This is a genomic window from Salinibacterium sp. NK8237 (assembly GCF_015864955.1).
Lineage (GTDB): Bacteria > Actinomycetota > Actinomycetes > Actinomycetales > Microbacteriaceae > Rhodoglobus.
In genome coordinates this window covers 1,076,665-1,093,443 of record NZ_JADYWE010000001.1, presented here as the reverse complement: position 1 = coordinate 1,093,443, position 16,779 = coordinate 1,076,665, and the positions used below count along the sequence as shown (strand labels likewise).

Genomic DNA, 16,779 nt, shown 5'->3' with positions numbered 1-16,779 from the left:
GGGGTTCCTTCGGTTATCGACCGGTCTTGGGGGCGAAGATCTTGGCGATGATGCGTGCCAGGAGGTTCAGAGCCATCACGATCAGGATGAGGGTGAGTGCTCCAGCCCACGCCCGATCAATGTAGGCCTGGGCGTCGGTGCCCTGAGAAATGTAGGAGCTGTACACGAACACGGGCAAGCTCTGCATACGGTCGCTGAACAGCGAGTAGTTGAAGTTGTTGGTGAAGCCTGCGGCAACAAGCAGCGGGGCGGTTTCACCGATCACGCGGGCGATGGAGAGCATCACACCGGTCGTGATTCCGGCGATGGATGTCGGCAGCACAACTTTCAGAATGGTCAGCCACTTGGGCACACCGAGTGCAAACGCGGCCTCACGCAGTTCGTTGGGAACGAGTCGCAGCATTTCTTCGCTTGAGCGCACGACCACGGGGATCATGAGCACCGACAGCGCGACCGCGCCGGCGATTCCGACGCGCACGCCGGGGCCGAAGATCATCACGATGAGGGAGTAGGCGAAGAGGCCAGCAACGATCGAGGGGATGCCGGTCATGACATCCACGAAGAACGTGATGGCTTGGGCGAGGCGACCGCGACCGTATTCGACGAGGTAGATCGAGGCGAGGAGCCCGATTGGCACGGAGATGATGCTGGCGGCGAGGGTCATCTCGAGGGTTCCGATGATGGCGTGGGCTGCTCCGCCGCCGGCACCGACAACGTTGCGCAGCGAGAGGGTGAAGAAATCGACGTCGAAGCGGGCTGCACCGTTCACGACCACCGTGTAGAGCAGCGAGATGAGGGGCAGGAGCGCGATAACGAACGCGAGGGTGACGAGAGTCGTCACGAGGCGGTCTGTGGCGCGACGGTGGCCTTCAACGAGCCGTGAGACGGTCACGAGAACGATTCCGTAGAGCACGACTCCGAGAAGCACAGCGCCAACGACGTTGAACTCGCCAGCAGGCTGGCCGGCCTGAACGAACATAAAAATGACGACGAAGGTAGCGAGGCTGCTGATCAGGATGAGCAGTGGAGCCCAGCGGGGCAGTTGCCCGGCGGCGTACGCGTTCTCGATGGGGCGCGCTGGTGTAGTGGTAGTCATCAGTTCGCTCCCGAGAATTCCTTGCGGCGGTTGACGATGTAGCGCGCGATCGTATTGACGATCAGCGTGATGGCGAACAGAATCAGGCCTGTTGCGATCAGTACGTTCACATTGAGTCCGTAAGCCTCAGGGAAGCTCAGTGCGATGTTTGCGGCGATCGTCGAGGGGTTGATCGAGCTGATCACGTTGAAAGTAATGACGTTGGAGGCCGATAGCACCATAGCAACAGCCATGGTTTCGCCGAGGGCGCGACCGAGGCCGAGCATGGCTCCTGAGATGATGCCGGCGCGACCGAAGGGGAGCACAGCGACTTTGATCATTTCCCAGCGAGTGGCGCCGAGAGCAAGAGCGGCTTCTTCGTGGAGCACGGGAGTCTGGAGGAAGACTTCGCGGCAGATGGCGGTAATGATCGGCAAGATCATGACGGCGAGAACGATGGAAGCCGTGAGGATGGTGCGGCCGGTGCCGGAGGCGGGGCCGGCGAAGAAGGGGATCCAGCTGAGGTTTTCGGCAAGCCAGGAGTAGGCAGGTTGCACTCCGACTGCGAGAACGTTACCGCCCCAGAGGCCGAAGACTACGGACGGCACCGCGGCGAGCAAGTCGATGATGTAGCCGAGTGTTGCTGCGAGCGGTCGTGGTGCGTAGTGCGAGATGAAGAGGGCGATTCCGATGGCGATCGGCACGGCCATGATGAGCGCCAAGCCAGCCGACCAGAGGGTTCCGAAGACGAGCGGGCCGACGTACGACCAGAAGTTCGTTCCCTCGAGAAGTGACGTGGTTTCGGGGTCCGCGGCGATTCCGGGAACTCCCTGAATAACGAGGAAGGCAGCGACGGCTGCGAGAATCGCGAGGATGAGCGCGCCAGCAGCGAGGGCCGTACCGGAGAAGAGGCGGTCTCCGGGGCGCTGTTTCGCGCGATTACGGGGGGCCGCAGTCGAGGTCATGTGTCGAGTATCCCTTATCGCTGGCGTGGGTTGGTGCGTGATCTGTACTGCATGGTGCTCACGGGGAACTGCGCAGTGCGCCGGGCCCAGTGGAAAGTCTGCCCGACCCCGCTGCGCGAAGCAACGGGGTCGAAGCAGACTTAAGGGTGTTACTTGATGGCGTCTACTGCAGCCTGAGCCTTCTCGAACAGCGAAGCGGAGATCGGAGCTGAACCGGCAGATTCTGCTGCGGTTGCCTGACCTTCGTCGCTGATGATGTAGGACATGTAGGCCTTCACCAGGTCAACGTTGTCGCTCGATGCGTACTCGTTGCAACCGATGAGGTAGCTGATCAAAACGACCGGGTAGACACCCGATGCGTCAGTGGCGCGGTCGATGTCTACAGCGAAGTCGGTCTCGCCGCGGTCTGCTGCGAACGGCGATGCGTCAACGATTGCTGCTGCGGCTTCGGGCGAGTACGGCACGTACTCGTCGCCGACCTTGACGGCAACGATTCCGAGGTCACCGGCGCGCGATGCGTCGGCGTACCCGATGGTTCCGGTGCCGTTCGTTACTGCGTCAACGAGACCAGAGGTCTGAGGAGCACCCTCGCCGCCGAACTCGGTTGGCCAGGTTTCGATCGATCCGACGGTCCAGACCGAGGAAGCTGCAGCCGACAGGTAGTCGGTGAAGTTCGCGGTCGTTCCCGAGTCATCAGCGCGGTGAACTGCGGTGATGCCGAGGTCGGGGAGGTCTACGCCATCGTTCTGGGAGACGATTGCATCGTCGTTCCAGTTGGTGATTTCACCCGTGAAGATGCCGGCGATCGTGTCAGCGTCGAGGTTGAGCGAGTCAATGCCGTCGATGTTGAAGATGATCGCTATGGGGGAGATGTAGGCCGGGATCTCGAGGATGCCAGTGCCGGGTACGCAGGAAGCGAAGTTGTCTTCAGCGATTTCTTCGGCGCTGAATGCGCGGTCGGAACCAGCGAATTGGCTTCCGCCACCGATGAACGTGTCGCGTCCTCCACCAGAACCGATGGGGTCGTACTCAACAGTGACGTTCTCGTTCGCGGTCTGGAATCCAGCAACCCAGGCCTCCTGGGCTGACTGCTGCGAAGATGCGCCGGCGCCAACGAGGGTGCCGGTGAGGTCGGACATGCTCTCGTCGCTGCTGCCGTCTTCGGCTGCTGTGGCGCAGGAGGAGAGGAGGATGGTGCCTGCGATAGCAATGGCACCGATGGTGCCAAGACGCTTGAAGTTCACAGTTTTCCCTTCGGGATGTTGATTACAGGTTTCAGGTCGGTGCGACCCAAATAGAAAACTTAGGCACAGCAGGTAGCCACTTTTGCCCGCTTGGGTAAACGGGAGGTAAACGCCCCATCAACAAGAGGCTGGTATGCCCCGGATTTACGGGCCAGAGGGATAAGAGAGCCCCGAAACTACTTGATGGAGGCGACGGCAGCCGCGGCCTTCTCGTAGAGCGAGTCCGAAATCGGCGCTGAACCGGCAGAGGCGGCAGCAGCCTGCTGGCCTTCGGGGCTGATGACGTAGTCAAGGTAGCCGGTGAGCACATCTAGGCCGTCGGCGGAAACATATTCGTTGCAGGCGATCAGATAGCTAATGAGCACTACGGGGTAGACCCCGCTTGCGGTGGATGCTCGGTCAATGTCGACGGCAAAGTCTGTGTCGCCACGGCCTTCGCCGAATGGCGAGACGTCCACGATGGCGGCGGCGGCTTCTGGCGAGTAGGAGACGTACTCGTCACCGACCTTCACTGCCACTGTGCCGAGGTCACCGGCGCGCGAGGCGTCGGCGTACCCGATCGTTCCAGTTCCGTTGGTTACAGCGTCAACGACACCGGATGTTTGCGGTGCTGCTTCGCCGCCGAACTCGAGCGGCCATTTTTCGATTGAACCGACCGTCCACGCGTCGGGCGCCGCACCAGTGAGGTAATCGGTGAAGTTGGCGGTGGTGCCAGAGTCATCCGCGCGATGCACGGCGGTGATGTTGAGGCTGGGTAGCTCTACGTCGGGGTTCTGCTCGGCAATGGCCGCGTCATCCCACTGGTCAATCTCGCCGGTGAAGATGCCGGCGATTGTCGCTGCGTCGAGGTCGAGTGAGCCAATGCCCTCGAGGTTGAAGATGATCGCGATGGGGGAGATGTAGGCCGGGATTTCGAGGATGCCGGTGTCGGGCACACACGAAATGAAGTCGGCTTCGGCGATTTCGTCGACGGTGAATGCGCGGTCGGATGCCGCAAAAATGGCTCCACCGCCGATGAAGGTATCGCGCCCTCCTCCGGAGCCGATGGGGTCGTATTCGACCGTGGCGGCCACGTTGGCGAGCTGGAAGCCTCGAACCCACGCTTCCTGCGCTGCCTGCTGTGACGAGGCCCCTGCACCGATAATGGTCCCGGAGGGGCCAGACGCGTCGCTAAGGTCGGTGGGTACACACCCGGTGAGCGCAAGTGCGCTGGTCATCGCGATGATGCTGACGGTGCCGAGGCGGGTGAACTTCACTGGGGTCCCTTCGAGAAAATGACGTGCACGTCATTCTCTCGCGAATTCCTAAGGAATTCACCGCCCGGCTACCTCGCTGGCGCCTAGAGCTGTCTCGACCAGGTCTAGGACTCGTGAGTCTCCACTGCGACGAGGCGTGGTTTCTTGGCATCGCGGGCAAAGTGCAGCACCGAGAAGTCGCCGGTGTTAAGCAGGGCCGCTGCGCGCAACTGCGAGTCGGGCTTGGCATGGCCGGCCTCCGCGAGGGCGCTCACAATCTGCGGCAAGACCGGGCCGTGGCTACACAGCACCGCCGTTTTCTGCTTCTTGAGCCGCTTGGCGACCAGCGCGGTGATCGCTTTGCCGTTGCTCGTGTACGAGTCCTGGCTGAGATCATCGGTAGCTTTGATTTCGAGTTCGGTGCGCTCTGCGAGCGGCGCGATCGTCGCGAGACAGCGCGCTGCGGTACTGCTCAGGATGCGGTCGGGCGCGAACGCCGCGATGCTGCCGGCGATGGTGGCGGCTTGGTCTGTTCCGCGGTGCATGAGCGGGCGAGTGGCATCCGGTCCGTCCCAGGTTTCTCCTGGCACGGCCTTGCCGTGACGAACGGCGATCATCGCGAAGGTTCGCGCGTTACCGGCGTCGTAGACGGCAGCAAAGCGGTCGAGAATATCGATGTCGTGCGTGTAACTGACCTTCTTGCGGGCCTTAGCGAGCGGCAACCATTCGAGCGAGGAGATCTCACCGTTGGGGGTGAACTTGGCGACCTCGAGGGTGTGGTCGTTCACTTCGGCTGACCAGTAGTGCACGTACTTATCGCGGCCGTTGGCAAGCGTGTAGTGCACACTGCCGAGCGGTACCCCAAGGTTGACGCTCAACCCGGTCTCTTCGAGAATCTCGCGCACTGCCGTTTCTGGCAACATCTCGCCAGGGTCGAGCTTGCCCTTGGGCAACGAGACGTCCTTGTGAACGGTGCGATGCACGAGCAGCACCCGCGGTTTGCCGTCGACGACGCGCCAGCAGACTATGCCTGCGGCGAGGACCGGAGTGTTCGCGGCGCTCACCGGCGAGACCCGCCTCGTTTGCGCTGCGTTATTCGCTTCATAAGAACATTCTGCATGTCGTTGAGGGGTTCACCGGTCTCCGAACGGCCGTGGCGCACCCAATCGCCCGCCGCATCGAGCCACCAGGACGACGTATTCTCGTCGACGGCAAGGTCGAACATGTACTCAAGTTCCTCGATGTGATCGGGTTCGACGATGCGCACGAGGGCCTCGACGCGTCGGTCGAGGTTGCGGTGCATCATGTCAGAACTGCCGATGTACACCTGAGGGTCTCCGCTGTTGTGGAACGCAAATACTCGCGAGTGCTCTAAGTAGCGACCGAGGACCGAGCGCACGCGAATGTTCTCGCTGAGGCCGGGAACTCCGGCCCGTAGGGAGCAAATTCCCCGCACCACGATGTCGATCGGAACCCCGGCGTTGCTCGCACGGTAGAGCGAGTCGATGATCGCCTCATCCACCATTGAGTTCAGTTTGATCCGGATACCCGAAGGCAGACCCTCGCGGGCATTGGCAGCTTCGTTCTCAATCTGCTTAATAAGGCCCTTGCGCAGATGGCGCGGAGCCACCAAGAGTCGCTTGAATTTTTTCTCGATGGCATAGCCAGAGAGCTCGTTGAAGAGTCTCGTGAGGTCTTTTCCGACTTGATCATCGGCGGTCAGCAGCCCGAGGTCTTCATAGAGGCGGCTGGTCTTTGGGTTGTAGTTTCCCGTGCCGATGTGAGCGTAGTGGCGAAGCTTGCCCTCTTCTTGGCGAACCACGAGCGCGAGCTTGCAGTGGGTCTTGAGCCCGACGAGCCCGTAGACGACGTGCACGCCGGCCTTCTCGAGCTTGCGGGCCCACGAGATGTTCGCGGTCTCATCAAACCGAGCCTTGATTTCGACAAGCGCGAGCACTGCTTTGCCTGCTTCAGCAGCATCGATGAGCGCTTCGACGATGGGGCTATCTCCGCTGGTGCGGTACAAGGTTTGTTTGATAGCCAACACGTGTGGGTCAGCGGCGGCCTGCTCCAGAAATGCCTGAACGCTCGTGGAGAACGATTCGTAGGGGTGGTGCAGCAGGATGTCCTTGCGGGCAATCGCACGGAAAATATCGGCGCGCTCGTTGCCTTCGGTCGGCATGAGGCTGGGACTCGTAATCGGCACGTGCCGCGGGTACTTCAGCCGCGGGCGGTCGATCCCGGCAAGCTGGAACAGCCCACTGAGGTTCAGTGGTGCCGGCAGGCGATATACCTCTTGCTCGGTGATCTTGAGCTCGCGCACGAGAAGACCGAGGGTGACGTCATCCATGTCGTCGGTGATTTCCAGACGGATGGGTGGCCCGAAGCGGCGGTTGAGGATCTGCTTTTCTAACGACTTGATGAGGTTTTCCGACTCATCTTCGTCGACGTTGACGTCTTCGTTGCGGGTAACGCGGAACTCGTGGTGCGCCAGAATCTCCATTCCCGGAAACAGCGCGCCCAAGTGGTTGGAGATCAAATCTTCGAGCGGGATGTAGCGCAGCTGGTCACTGCCGTCATCCGGAAGCTGGATGAAGCGAGGCAGAACGCTCGGCACCTTCAGGCGCGCGAACTCTTCCTTTCGGGTCTTCGGGTTACGCACTCGAATCGACAGATTGAGCGAGAGGCCAGAAATGTAAGGGAACGGATGAGCGGGGTCGACCGCCAGTGGCATCAGCACCGGGAAAATCTGATTAGAGAAGATGTCGTGGACGCGCTCGCGGTCTTCCGGGCCGAGGTCGGCCCAGGTCTCAATGTGGATGCCCTCGGAATCCAGAGCGGGCTTCACACTGTTGCGGAACTCGGCGGCGTGACGTTCTTGCAGCGCGTGGGCAGCAGCGCTGAGTTCTTCGAGCACTTCTGCCGGTGCCCGCCCCGTGTTGGTGGGAACAGCAAGTCCGGTGTCGATGCGGCGCTTGAGGCCAGCAACGCGCACCATGAAGAATTCATCGAGGTTGCTGGCGAAGATCGCTAGGAAGTTGGCGCGTTCCAGCAGCGGCAGAGATTCGTCTTCGGCAAGCTCAAGCACGCGCTGGTTGAAGGCAAGCCAGCTCAATTCCCGATCAAGGTAGCGATCAAAAATCAGCGTTCCATCATCAACACTCGACGACTCGTCATTGTCGTACTCGTCAAGCGAGTCCGTTGCAGAGCTCGGGTCGACGATAGCGGTCTCGTTGTCCATCCCCTCATCCTGCCACTGAGTGATGAACAACTGATTAACTCCGCCCACACTGGGAGGCAGTTGATAGCGGTTTGCTAGACAGCGATACTTTGCTGACCAAGGTCCGCTACGGTGGCGGTGACCGCGGCAGCTGCGGGTTCTTTCTCGGTCTCTTCAGCGATATTGAAGCAGTAGCCGACGTTGCGAACGGTTCCAATAAGCGACTCGAGATCGCCGAGCTTGGCCCGCAAGCGACGCACGTGCACGTCGACCGTGCGGGTGCCACCGAAGTAGTCGTAACCCCACACTTCGCTCAAGAGCTGTTCGCGAGTGAAGACGTGAGAGGGGTGCGAGGCCAAGAAACGCAGCAGCTCGAACTCCTTGAAAGTGAGGTCGAGAGAGCGGTCACGCGCCTTTGCCGAGTAGCTGGCTTCGTCGATGACGATTCCAGATGCTCGAATCTTTGAAGCGGAACTCTCACCTTCGCGGCGCGCTAGTGCCAAACGGATGCGGGCATCCACTTCGGCCGGTCCAGCGCCTGAAACGAGGAAATCGTCGATGTGCCACTGGTGATTGACAGCCGCGAGGCCTCCATCAGTGACAACGACAAACAGGGGAACCGTGATTCCGCTGGAATTGAGCACGCTACACAGCCCTTTGGCTGCGGCAAGATTGGTGGTCGCGTCGACCATGATCAGGTCTGTCGTCGGCGCAGCAACAAGTGTTGCGGGCGCAGCAACGACTACCTCCACCGTATGGCTGAGTAATCCCAGGGCTGGGAGCGGCTCAACGTCGGGCGCAGAGCTAAGCATCAAGATGTGTGCCATATGGCCTCCCCACTGCGTGAAAGGAATTCTACCGTGTGTGCGCGCTCCCGGCTGACGGCGGCCGACTTCAGCGCATTCATCGTTACGATGGGGGCATGACTTGGCAAAAATGGAGCGTCGTGCCCGTATGGGCGTTAAGCCTGATCGGTGCCGTCATTATTGGTGTCTTCGAGCCGTCTGAGCTTCGAATCACCTGGCTGGCAATCGTGTTGGCTGCCTGCGTGATTCTTACTTTCGTTATTCAGTTGATAATTCACCGCAAAGAGGGATTCGTCGCGCGCGCCACTGCGAGCATGGTCGGTGCGCTCTTCATCGTTGCGGCCGCTACCGCGATTTTCGCTCTGATTTAGTGCGGCTCGGTCGCAGAGAGATAGGATTAGTACATGCTTCTCGCACTTGAGCTCTTCTTTGTTGGCCTTCTCGGTCTCGCGACGCTGTCAATCGGCTACGTGTCGGTTGTCGTTGTCTTCAACCTCTTTCGCGGCCAGCGCTAACCGCGCCGAATCGTGATTGAGCTAGACACCTCCGGACCTGCCGAACTCGCGCCACTTTCGTGGCTCGTTGGCCTCTGGGAGGGCACTGGCATTGTCGACTATAAAGTTGGCGACGAATCGCGCAGTGTCGAGTTCGGACAGCGCATCAGCTTCACTCACGACGGCCTTCCTCACCTCAACTACAACTCGTACACGTGGTTGCTTGACGACAACAAGACTCCGCACGTGACCGAAACCGGGTACTGGCGTCTTCGCCGTCCCGCCACTGAGGGAGACCCCGGTCCCGGCCTGCTGCCGGCAATCGGAGAACGTCCCTACGGCACAGCCGACGAGGTCGAAACGCTGCGCACTGCCGACGGAGGCTTTGAGATCGAAGTCTCGATCGTGCATCCGGGTGGCATCAATGAGTTTTATATCGGCGAGGTCAAGGGGCCACGCATCGATCTAGCTACCGACGCTGTCATGCGTACGGAAAGCGCCAAAGCGTACACCGCGGCTACGCGCATGTATGGACTCGTCGAAGGCCACTTGCTGTGGGCATGGGATATTGCCGCTCTCGGCCAAGACCTCCGTACCCACGCATCAGGAAGACTTGCTCGTGTCGAATAATTCTTTCGCAGCCCGGCCCGGTGCCGTCGGTAGCCCTCCCGAGCACTACGGTAATCCTTTCGGTGAACAGCGCACTCTTATTGAGGGCCGCTCCGTGGTCGAGCTTGCTGACCGCGCTGTCATCACGATCACCGGCCCCGACCGGCTCACGTGGCTCGACTCGCTCACAACTCAAGCTCTGACAGGGCTGCAGCCGGGGGAGAGCGCCGAGACACTCCTCTTGAACCCGAATGGCCGCGTCGAGCACGCCATGCGTCTCGTCGACGATGGCGAAACTCTCTGGTTGCTTGTAGACAGTTCGCAACGAGAGGCGCTCGCCGCCTGGCTCGACCGCATGCGCTTCATGCTGCGGGTAGAAATTGCTGACCGCAGCGACGACTTCATCACGGTCGGCAGTTTTGGCGACTCCCTTGAGGTGCCCGCCGCCCTCTCGCGCGACATCCCACTGGTCTGGATCGACCCGTGGGCGAGCGTTGTTCGAGGCGGACACCAGTACTCAAAGACTGATGCGCACCCGGCTGCCACCTGGAACTACCGCGAATCACTCGTCGCCGCTGACGCCGACCTCAGCGCGTTCGATGCTGCAGGGTCACTCGCCTTCGACGCGCTCCGTATCGCTGCATGGCGCCCACGGTTCAGCTCCGAAGTTGACGACCGCACCATCCCGCACGAACTCGACTGGATGCGCTCCGCCGTGCACCTCAACAAGGGCTGCTACCGCGGGCAAGAGACGGTGGCCAAGGTGCACAACCTCGGGCATCCACCCCGTCGCCTCGTCATGCTGCACCTCGATGGCTCGGAGGGTGCACTGCCCGAACCGGGCGCCGAAGTGAAACTGGGCGAAAAAACTGTTGGCAGCGTCACTACGTCTGCTCGCCACTTTGAGTTGGGGCCCATCGCCCTCGCCGTGATCAAGCGGGGAGTGGATGCCGCAGAGACTCTGGCTGTTGCCTCCGACATCGGTGAGATTGCCGCAGCGCAAGAAGTCATCGTTCCCACCGACGCGGGTGCCGAAGCCAACGTGCCGCGCCTGCCCCGGCTCGGAGCCGTCACTCGCGGCTAACGGCATCCGGTCATTCTCGGTACTCTTGAGGTATGACTCACACGCTGATTTTGTTGCGCCACGGCAACTCCGAATGGAATCAAAAGAACCTCTTCACCGGATGGGTGGATGTCGGGCTCACCGACCAAGGCCGCACCGAAGCTAACCGCGCGGGCGAGCTCATCGCCGCGTTTGAGAAGCAGCCTGACATTCAGTACACCTCGCTGCTTAAGCGTGCGATCCACACCGCAAACATCGCTTTGCAGGTTGCCGACCTCGACTGGCTTCCGGTCAAGCGTTCGTGGCGACTCAACGAACGCCACTATGGTGCGCTGCAGGGCAAGGACAAAGCTCAGACTCTCGAAGAGTTTGGCGAAGAGAAGTTCATGACGTGGCGTCGCAGCTTTGACGTGCCGCCGCCCCCGCTCGACGACGACGCCGAGTACAGCCAGGTTCACGACCGCCGCTACGTCGGCATCGACGGCGAAATTCCTCGCACCGAGAGCCTCAAGCTCGTCATCGACCGCATGTTGCCCTATTGGGAATCAGACATCACCAAAGATCTCGCTGCGGGCAAGACCGTGCTCGTGACCGCCCACGGCAATTCGCTGCGCGCGCTCGTGAAGCACCTCGATGGCATCTCCGATGACGACATCGCGAGCCTCAACATCCCCACGGGTATCCCGCTGGTCTACGAACTCGACGACAACTTCATGCCGATCAAGCCGGCCTACTACCTCGACCCTGAAGCAGCTGCAGCCGGTGCCGCTGCCGTTGCATCACAGGGCAAGAAGTAGTCAATACTTGACACGCAAGAAGCCCCGATGAGAGAAATCTCGTCGGGGCTTCTTGCGTAGTAGCAACTCGAATGAGTCACTACCGCTCACAGGATGAGACGGGTTTAGTCGTCTGCCGGAATCCAGTCGCCGGTAGCAAGGTACTGAACCTTCTTGGCGATGGAGACCGCATGGTCTGCGAAGCGCTCGTGGTAGCGAGACGCCAGAGTGGCATCCACGGTATCGACCGCAGCGCCCTTCCAGGTTTCACCGAGCACCTTGTCGAACACGCTCAAGTGCAGCGCGTCGATCTTGTCGTCGTCGTTGCGAATCTCTTCGGCAACGCGCACGTCTTCATGCTTGAGCAGCTCTACCAGCTTGTTGGCGACCGCAACATCGAGTGCACCGAGCTCTGCGAAGGTTCCTCGCAGTGACTTAGGCACAACCTTGTCGGGGAAGCGGTAACGCGCAAGCTGAGCGATGTGCTCAGCCATGTCACCCATGCGCTCGAGTGAAGCGCTGATGCGCAGGGCACTCACTACAATCCTCAAGTCGCGGGCGACTGGTTGTTGGCGAGCGAGGATGTTAATCGCGAGCTCGTCGAGTTCGGCTGCCGCCGCATCAATCTGGTCATCGTCTGCGATCACTGTTTCAGCTAGTGATACATCGGATTCATTGAATGCTTTTGTGGCGTTGTCTATCGACACCGCCACAAGGCTGGCAATTTCCACGAGGCGATCTTGTACCTCGCGTAGTTCTTGTTGAAATACTTCGCGCACGCTATCTACGTCCCTTCGATACGGGCATGACGAAGCCCGCACGGCTTAGGCCACCCTGCCCGCGTCAGGTTAACAGCAGGTGTTGGCGGCCTGAACTTTATCTGAAGTGAGCACCGGTCGCGAACTCGCGGCAAGTGAACGCCTCAGATGTAACTAATCTAGTGGTTATGGACTCTGCGTGGCTCGTGCCGGCCGCCCTCGCTTTCGGGGTATTTCTTGGCGGAGGTATGTCTTTCATTATTTACGCAGCGGCTAAGCGTGGTCAACGGGCCGCCCATGTGGTGTCTTCTGCCGTGCCGGATGGTGTCGATCAGGTCATTGATGCGCTGGAATCCGCGGGTATCGTGCTCGATCCTTCCAACAACATCATGAAGGCCTCCCACGCTGCGCTGACGTACGGTCTGGTGTGGAACCACGCTCTCGTGCATCCGGAACTTGTGGAGTATGTCGACCAAGTTCGTCGCACCGGCGAGCCAATCGCTCAAGAAGTGCACTTGTCTCGCGGTCCTTTCGGTGATGCCAACATTTATCTTTTTGTTCGTGTTGCCCGCTTGGGCACACGATACGTTTTGCTGTTGGCCGAGGATCGCACCGAGTCGTACCGCCTCGATGAGGTACGTCGGGACTTCGTGGCCAACATCAGTCACGAGCTGAAGACTCCGATTGGCGCTGTCGGTTTGCTTGCTGAAGCGCTCGTCAGTGCTTCGGATGAACCAGATCAAGTGAAGCGATTCGCAAAGCGTCTCACCAAGGAATCCCACCGCCTTGCTCGCATCACGCAAGAGATCATCGAACTCTCGCGACTCCAGTCTGCTGATGGCCTTGCCGAGGCGGAACTGGTCGATATCGACACCGTCGTCTCGATTGCGATCGACCAGAACCGTGCGGTGGCCGAGTTCAATAAAGTGACGCTCGCCAGCGGCGGACTCACCGGTTTCGAGACCTTCGGTGATGAAACGCTGCTTGTGCTCGCCCTTGATAACCTCATCTCGAATGCCGTGCAATACTCGCCAGAGAACACTCGAGTGGGCATCGGGGTTCGTCACCGCGACGGTGCCGTAGAGATCTCGGTAACCGATCAGGGCGTGGGAATTCCCGAAGATGAGCTCGACCGCGTCTTCGAACGTTTTTACCGCAGTGACCCTGCACGCAGCAGGCACACGGGCGGCAGTGGACTTGGCCTCAGCATCGCTAAGCACGTCGTGCAAAACCACGGCGGCGACATCCGAGTATGGTCGCAACTCGGCCACGGCTCGACCTTCACCATTCGACTTCCCGAGATTGATCCCGACGTAATCAACGCAACTGGAGATAGAAAATGACCCGCATTCTGATCGTCGAAGACGAGTCGTCATTGAGTGAGCCACTCGCGTTCCTTTTGGAGCGCGAAGGCTACGAGACGACGATCGCCGATGACGGGCTCGCTGGGCTTGCCGAGTTTGACCGCAATGGCGCGGACCTCATCCTGCTCGATCTCATGCTGCCCGGCCTGGCCGGCACGGAAGTGTGTCGTGAGATCCGTACACGCTCGAGCGTTCCCATCATCATGCTCACGGCTAAGGACAGCGAAGTGGACATCGTGGTAGGTCTCGAGCTGGGAGCGGACGACTATGTGACCAAGCCATATTCCACTCGTGAACTCTTGGCCCGCATCCGTGCCGTAATGCGCCGTCGCACAGAGGACATCGACGAGACAGACTCGGTTCTTGAAGCCGGGGGAGTGCGGATGGACGTTGAGCGCCACACTGTCTCGGTGGACGGTGAGGACGTCACTATGCCGCTGAAGGAATTCGAACTACTCGAGCTCTTGCTTCGCAACGGTGGTCGTGTGCTCACGCGTGGCCAGCTGATCGATCGAGTGTGGGGCGCCGATTACTTCGGAGACACCAAGACGCTCGACGTTCATATCAAGCGCATCCGTTCGAAGATCGAGAAGACTCCTTCACAGCCGACGATGCTCGTGACGGTTCGCGGGCTCGGTTACCGCTTCGAAGACTAGATGCCGGGCGAGGTGCATACCGGCTCGCCAAAGCCGGTATGCGCTGCTCTGTGCCTGAGCAACCGAGTGATCAGGGTGCTTCGGCGCCTTTTTGAGTTCGAGCGAACGCTGGTTCGAGGCTATTCGCCGAGTGCGCTCGCGGGAGCAAGGTCGCTGTAGATCGGGTCGCTTCCGGAGATCACCGGAATGAGCAGTTCTTGACCGCTCTCGTCGCCGAACTGCAGGTAGATGGGGAACAACTGGCCAGCCTTGATGCCCGCATCGGTGATGACGATCGTGTCGCCGTCTACCTCGGTGCCATAGGTCTTGACCGTGTTAGAAGTGATCGGCTTCGAGATGTCGATGCGCTCGCCGTCGGCGGATTCGTACTGCAGTCGTAGGCTGCCGCTCGTGGAGGTCGTGTTGACGACCGTAATCATGAGGCTTACGGCAGAGTCATCGTCGTTGCTGATGGCAAGAACGTTGCGCACCTTGACGTCGCCGACGTCGGCACCAATGCCGTCGCTGGGGTCGTACTGGTTCAGCGTCGCCGTGGGCGTGATGAACGAACAACCGGCGGTGCCCACGAGGAGAGCGCCGGCAATAAGGGCGGAGGCTGCAGCGCGTGCTGCGCGAGTGCGTACTGTCACGTATCCATACTATAGATAGCTGAGCCGAGCGGTTTACTTAGGCAAGCCTTACCACGTGTTTACTGTGATAAACTGGGTTTTCTTCGAGAGGACCACTATTCATGTTGTTTGAGGTCGGCGAGACAGTCGTTTATCCCCATCACGGTGCTGCAACCATCACCGAGGTGAAGAAGCGCACCATCAAGGGTGAAGAGAAAGTTTATCTCAAGCTCAATGTAACCCAGGGTGATCTCACCATCGAAGTGCCCGCAGAGAATGTTGATCTCGTGGGTGTTCGCGACGTTATTGGTCGCGAGGGTCTTGACGCTGTATTCGAGGTGCTTCGTGCACCGTTTACTGAAGAGCCCACCAACTGGTCACGCCGGTACAAGGCCAACCTTGAAAAACTCGCTTCTGGCGACGTCATCAAGGTTTCTGAAGTTGTTCGCGACCTCTGGCGTCGCGACCAAGACCGCGGTCTCTCCGCTGGAGAAAAGCGCATGCTTGCCAAGGCGCGTCAGATTCTGATCTCAGAGCTCGCTCTGGCAGAGAAGACTGACGAAGATAAGGCATCTCTTGTTCTTGACGAGGTTCTTGCTTCTTAATCGCTGAGCCGTTTGTCGGCTGAGCTTGTTTGGCGGAGCGTTTTCTCTTCGCCCCTCAATTAGGAGCTACTCGCCGCACATGAGTACCACTTTTGGACCCCGCGTTGCTGTCATCGTTGTGGGGGCTGGCAGCGGAACTCGACTCGGCCGCAGCGAGCCAAAAGCGTTCGTGCCCGTCGCAGGGCGACCGATTTTGAGTCGAGCCCTCGAACCAGTTTTCGCGATGGCGGAATCGGTTCAGGTGATCGTTACCGTGCCAGCGGGTTTTGTCGACGCTGCGGAGCAGCTGGTCGCTCACATGGCGGGCACAGGCACGAGCGACGTCGACATCGACGTCATCGTTGGTGGCGCAACGCGTCAAGAGTCGGTTGCCGCAGCGCTTGCGCTACTCAAACCCTCCGTGGATGTTGTGCTCGTGCACGATGCAGCGCGCCCCTTTACTCCCACCGCCATCTTCGACTCTGTAGTAGCGCAGGTGCGTGTATCCGGAGCGGGAGCCCTGCCAGGACTTGCCGTGACCGACACCATCAAGCGCACCGATCCTGGCGGTCAGATTCTGGAAACGGTCGATCGTTCCGAGCTGACCGCGGTGCAAACGCCCCAAGGTTTTCCCCGGGCACAACTTGTAGCCGCCCACGAGGGCGCTTCTGATGAGTTCACTGACGACGCAGCGGCCGTTGCGGCAGCCGGGCATCCGGTCACCGTCATCGCCGGCGACCCTCTTAGCTTCAAAATTACGACCGAGTGGGACCTGCGCCGAGCGGAGCAATTGATGATGACACCAGCTGATTTCGACATCCGAGTTGGTAGTGGCACTGATGTGCACGCCTACGACGCGACCAAACCACTGTGGCTTGCTGGTTTGCACTGGCCAGATGAAGTCGGACTGCGCGGACACAGCGACGGTGATGTCGTTTCGCATGCGATCTGTGACGCTCTGCTTTCGGCTGCGAATCTCGGCGATCTTGGCAGCGTATTCGGCACAAGTGATCCCACATTCGCGGCCGCCCACGGGGACGTGTTCTTGCGTGAGGCACTTCGACTGGTGCGGGAGGCAGGATTCGAGGTAGGAAACGTCACCGTTCAGATCGTGGGAAATCACCCCATCGTTTCGCGCCGTCGGGCCGAGGCGGAATCATTCCTGAGCGGCATCCTTGGCGCGACTGTGAGCGTCGCAGGAACAACGACCGATGCCCTCGGCTTCACGGGACGCGGCGAGGGAGTAGCGGCGATCGCTACCGCACTCATCCGGGCACGAAACTAGTCGTTAACGAGAAAGGGCCGCACCGGTGAGGTGCGGC

Annotated in this window: 17 protein-coding genes; 8 read left to right on the top strand and 9 right to left on the bottom strand. The window is 60.2% G+C overall.

All coding sequences use genetic code 11. The features are described 5' to 3' along the window. Positions 1 to 13 precede the first annotated feature (13 nt). From pstA to I6E56_RS05260, 7 genes are all read right to left on the bottom strand, one after another. Positions 14 to 1,096 carry a phosphate ABC transporter permease PstA gene (gene pstA, locus I6E56_RS05290; protein ID WP_197136519.1) on the bottom strand — a complete coding sequence of 361 codons (1,083 nt, stop codon included), beginning with the start codon at positions 1,094 to 1,096 and terminating at the stop codon, positions 14 to 16. Continuing rightward, positions 1,096 to 2,040, bottom strand: coding sequence for a phosphate ABC transporter permease subunit PstC (pstC, locus tag I6E56_RS05285; protein ID WP_197136517.1), 945 nt, complete (start codon positions 2,038 to 2,040; stop codon positions 1,096 to 1,098). Before pstC ends, pstA begins: the two co-directional genes overlap by 1 nt. 149 nt (positions 2,041 to 2,189) lie before the next feature. Beyond that, positions 2,190 to 3,284, bottom strand: coding sequence for a phosphate ABC transporter substrate-binding protein PstS (locus tag I6E56_RS05280; protein WP_197136515.1), 1,095 nt, complete (start codon positions 3,282 to 3,284; stop codon positions 2,190 to 2,192). A 176-nt stretch (positions 3,285 to 3,460) separates the two neighbouring features. Further along, a complete protein-coding gene (locus tag I6E56_RS05275) occupies positions 3,461 to 4,540 on the bottom strand; it encodes a phosphate ABC transporter substrate-binding protein PstS (RefSeq protein WP_197136513.1) in 1,080 nt (359 codons plus the stop codon). A 104-nt stretch (positions 4,541 to 4,644) separates the two neighbouring features. Beyond that, positions 4,645 to 5,583, bottom strand: a complete 939-nt coding sequence (locus I6E56_RS15295; protein ID WP_197136511.1) for an NUDIX domain-containing protein — start codon at positions 5,581 to 5,583, stop codon at positions 4,645 to 4,647. After that, the gene (locus tag I6E56_RS05265) at positions 5,580 to 7,760 is read right to left on the bottom strand and encodes an RNA degradosome polyphosphate kinase (protein WP_197136509.1); all 2,181 of its coding nucleotides are present in this window, start codon (positions 7,758 to 7,760) and stop codon (positions 5,580 to 5,582) included. Before I6E56_RS05265 ends, I6E56_RS15295 begins: the two co-directional genes overlap by 4 nt. A gap of 74 nt (positions 7,761 to 7,834) precedes the next feature. Continuing rightward, positions 7,835 to 8,566: a response regulator transcription factor gene (locus tag I6E56_RS05260; RefSeq protein WP_197136507.1), complete on the bottom strand. Its 732-nt coding sequence runs from the start codon at positions 8,564 to 8,566 to the stop codon at positions 7,835 to 7,837. Positions 8,567 to 8,661: 95 nt separating this feature from the next. Here I6E56_RS05260 and I6E56_RS05255 point away from each other — a divergent pair, with 95 nt between their 5' ends. The 4 genes from I6E56_RS05255 (at position 8,662) to I6E56_RS05240 (ending at position 11,508) form a co-directional block, all read left to right on the top strand. Then, positions 8,662 to 8,916 (top strand): hypothetical protein, encoded by a 255-nt coding sequence (locus I6E56_RS05255; protein WP_197136505.1) that lies wholly within the window; start codon positions 8,662 to 8,664, stop codon positions 8,914 to 8,916. 156 nt (positions 8,917 to 9,072) lie between these two features. Next, complete coding sequence (locus I6E56_RS05250) at positions 9,073 to 9,669, top strand: FABP family protein (RefSeq protein WP_197136503.1); 597 nt, start codon at positions 9,073 to 9,075, stop codon at positions 9,667 to 9,669. Beyond that, the gene (locus I6E56_RS05245; RefSeq protein WP_307842782.1) at positions 9,659 to 10,732 is read left to right on the top strand and encodes a glycine cleavage T C-terminal barrel domain-containing protein; all 1,074 of its coding nucleotides are present in this window, start codon (positions 9,659 to 9,661) and stop codon (positions 10,730 to 10,732) included. Before I6E56_RS05250 ends, I6E56_RS05245 begins: the two co-directional genes overlap by 11 nt. Before the next feature lie 32 nt (positions 10,733 to 10,764). Further along, positions 10,765 to 11,508 carry a phosphoglyceromutase gene (locus I6E56_RS05240; protein WP_197123346.1) on the top strand — a complete coding sequence of 248 codons (744 nt, stop codon included), beginning with the start codon at positions 10,765 to 10,767 and terminating at the stop codon, positions 11,506 to 11,508. A 104-nt stretch (positions 11,509 to 11,612) separates the two neighbouring features. Here the strand turns inward: I6E56_RS05240 and phoU are convergent, their stop codons facing one another. Continuing rightward, positions 11,613 to 12,266: a phosphate signaling complex protein PhoU gene (gene phoU, locus I6E56_RS05235; protein ID WP_197123348.1), complete on the bottom strand. Its 654-nt coding sequence runs from the start codon at positions 12,264 to 12,266 to the stop codon at positions 11,613 to 11,615. Positions 12,267 to 12,433: 167 nt separating this feature from the next. Between phoU and I6E56_RS05230 the strand changes: the two genes are divergently transcribed. Continuing rightward, positions 12,434 to 13,588, top strand: coding sequence for a cell wall metabolism sensor histidine kinase WalK (locus I6E56_RS05230; RefSeq protein WP_197136499.1), 1,155 nt, complete (start codon positions 12,434 to 12,436; stop codon positions 13,586 to 13,588). Continuing rightward, positions 13,585 to 14,265: a response regulator transcription factor gene (locus I6E56_RS05225; RefSeq protein WP_197136497.1), complete on the top strand. Its 681-nt coding sequence runs from the start codon at positions 13,585 to 13,587 to the stop codon at positions 14,263 to 14,265. The genes I6E56_RS05230 and I6E56_RS05225 overlap by 4 nt, the downstream gene beginning before the upstream one ends. Positions 14,266 to 14,384: 119 nt before the next feature. On the opposite strand, the gene I6E56_RS05220 is transcribed toward I6E56_RS05225, so the two are convergent. Then, positions 14,385 to 14,894 (bottom strand): hypothetical protein, encoded by a 510-nt coding sequence (locus I6E56_RS05220; protein WP_197136495.1) that lies wholly within the window; start codon positions 14,892 to 14,894, stop codon positions 14,385 to 14,387. A gap of 101 nt (positions 14,895 to 14,995) precedes the next feature. Here I6E56_RS05220 and I6E56_RS05215 point away from each other — a divergent pair, with 101 nt between their 5' ends. Both I6E56_RS05215 and ispD read left to right on the top strand, forming a co-directional pair. Next, positions 14,996 to 15,478 (top strand): CarD family transcriptional regulator, encoded by a 483-nt coding sequence (locus tag I6E56_RS05215; protein ID WP_129072070.1) that lies wholly within the window; start codon positions 14,996 to 14,998, stop codon positions 15,476 to 15,478. Between the two features lie 79 nt (positions 15,479 to 15,557). Further along, positions 15,558 to 16,742, top strand: a complete 1,185-nt coding sequence (ispD, locus tag I6E56_RS05210; RefSeq protein ID WP_197136493.1) for a 2-C-methyl-D-erythritol 4-phosphate cytidylyltransferase — start codon at positions 15,558 to 15,560, stop codon at positions 16,740 to 16,742. Positions 16,743 to 16,779 lie beyond the last annotated feature (37 nt).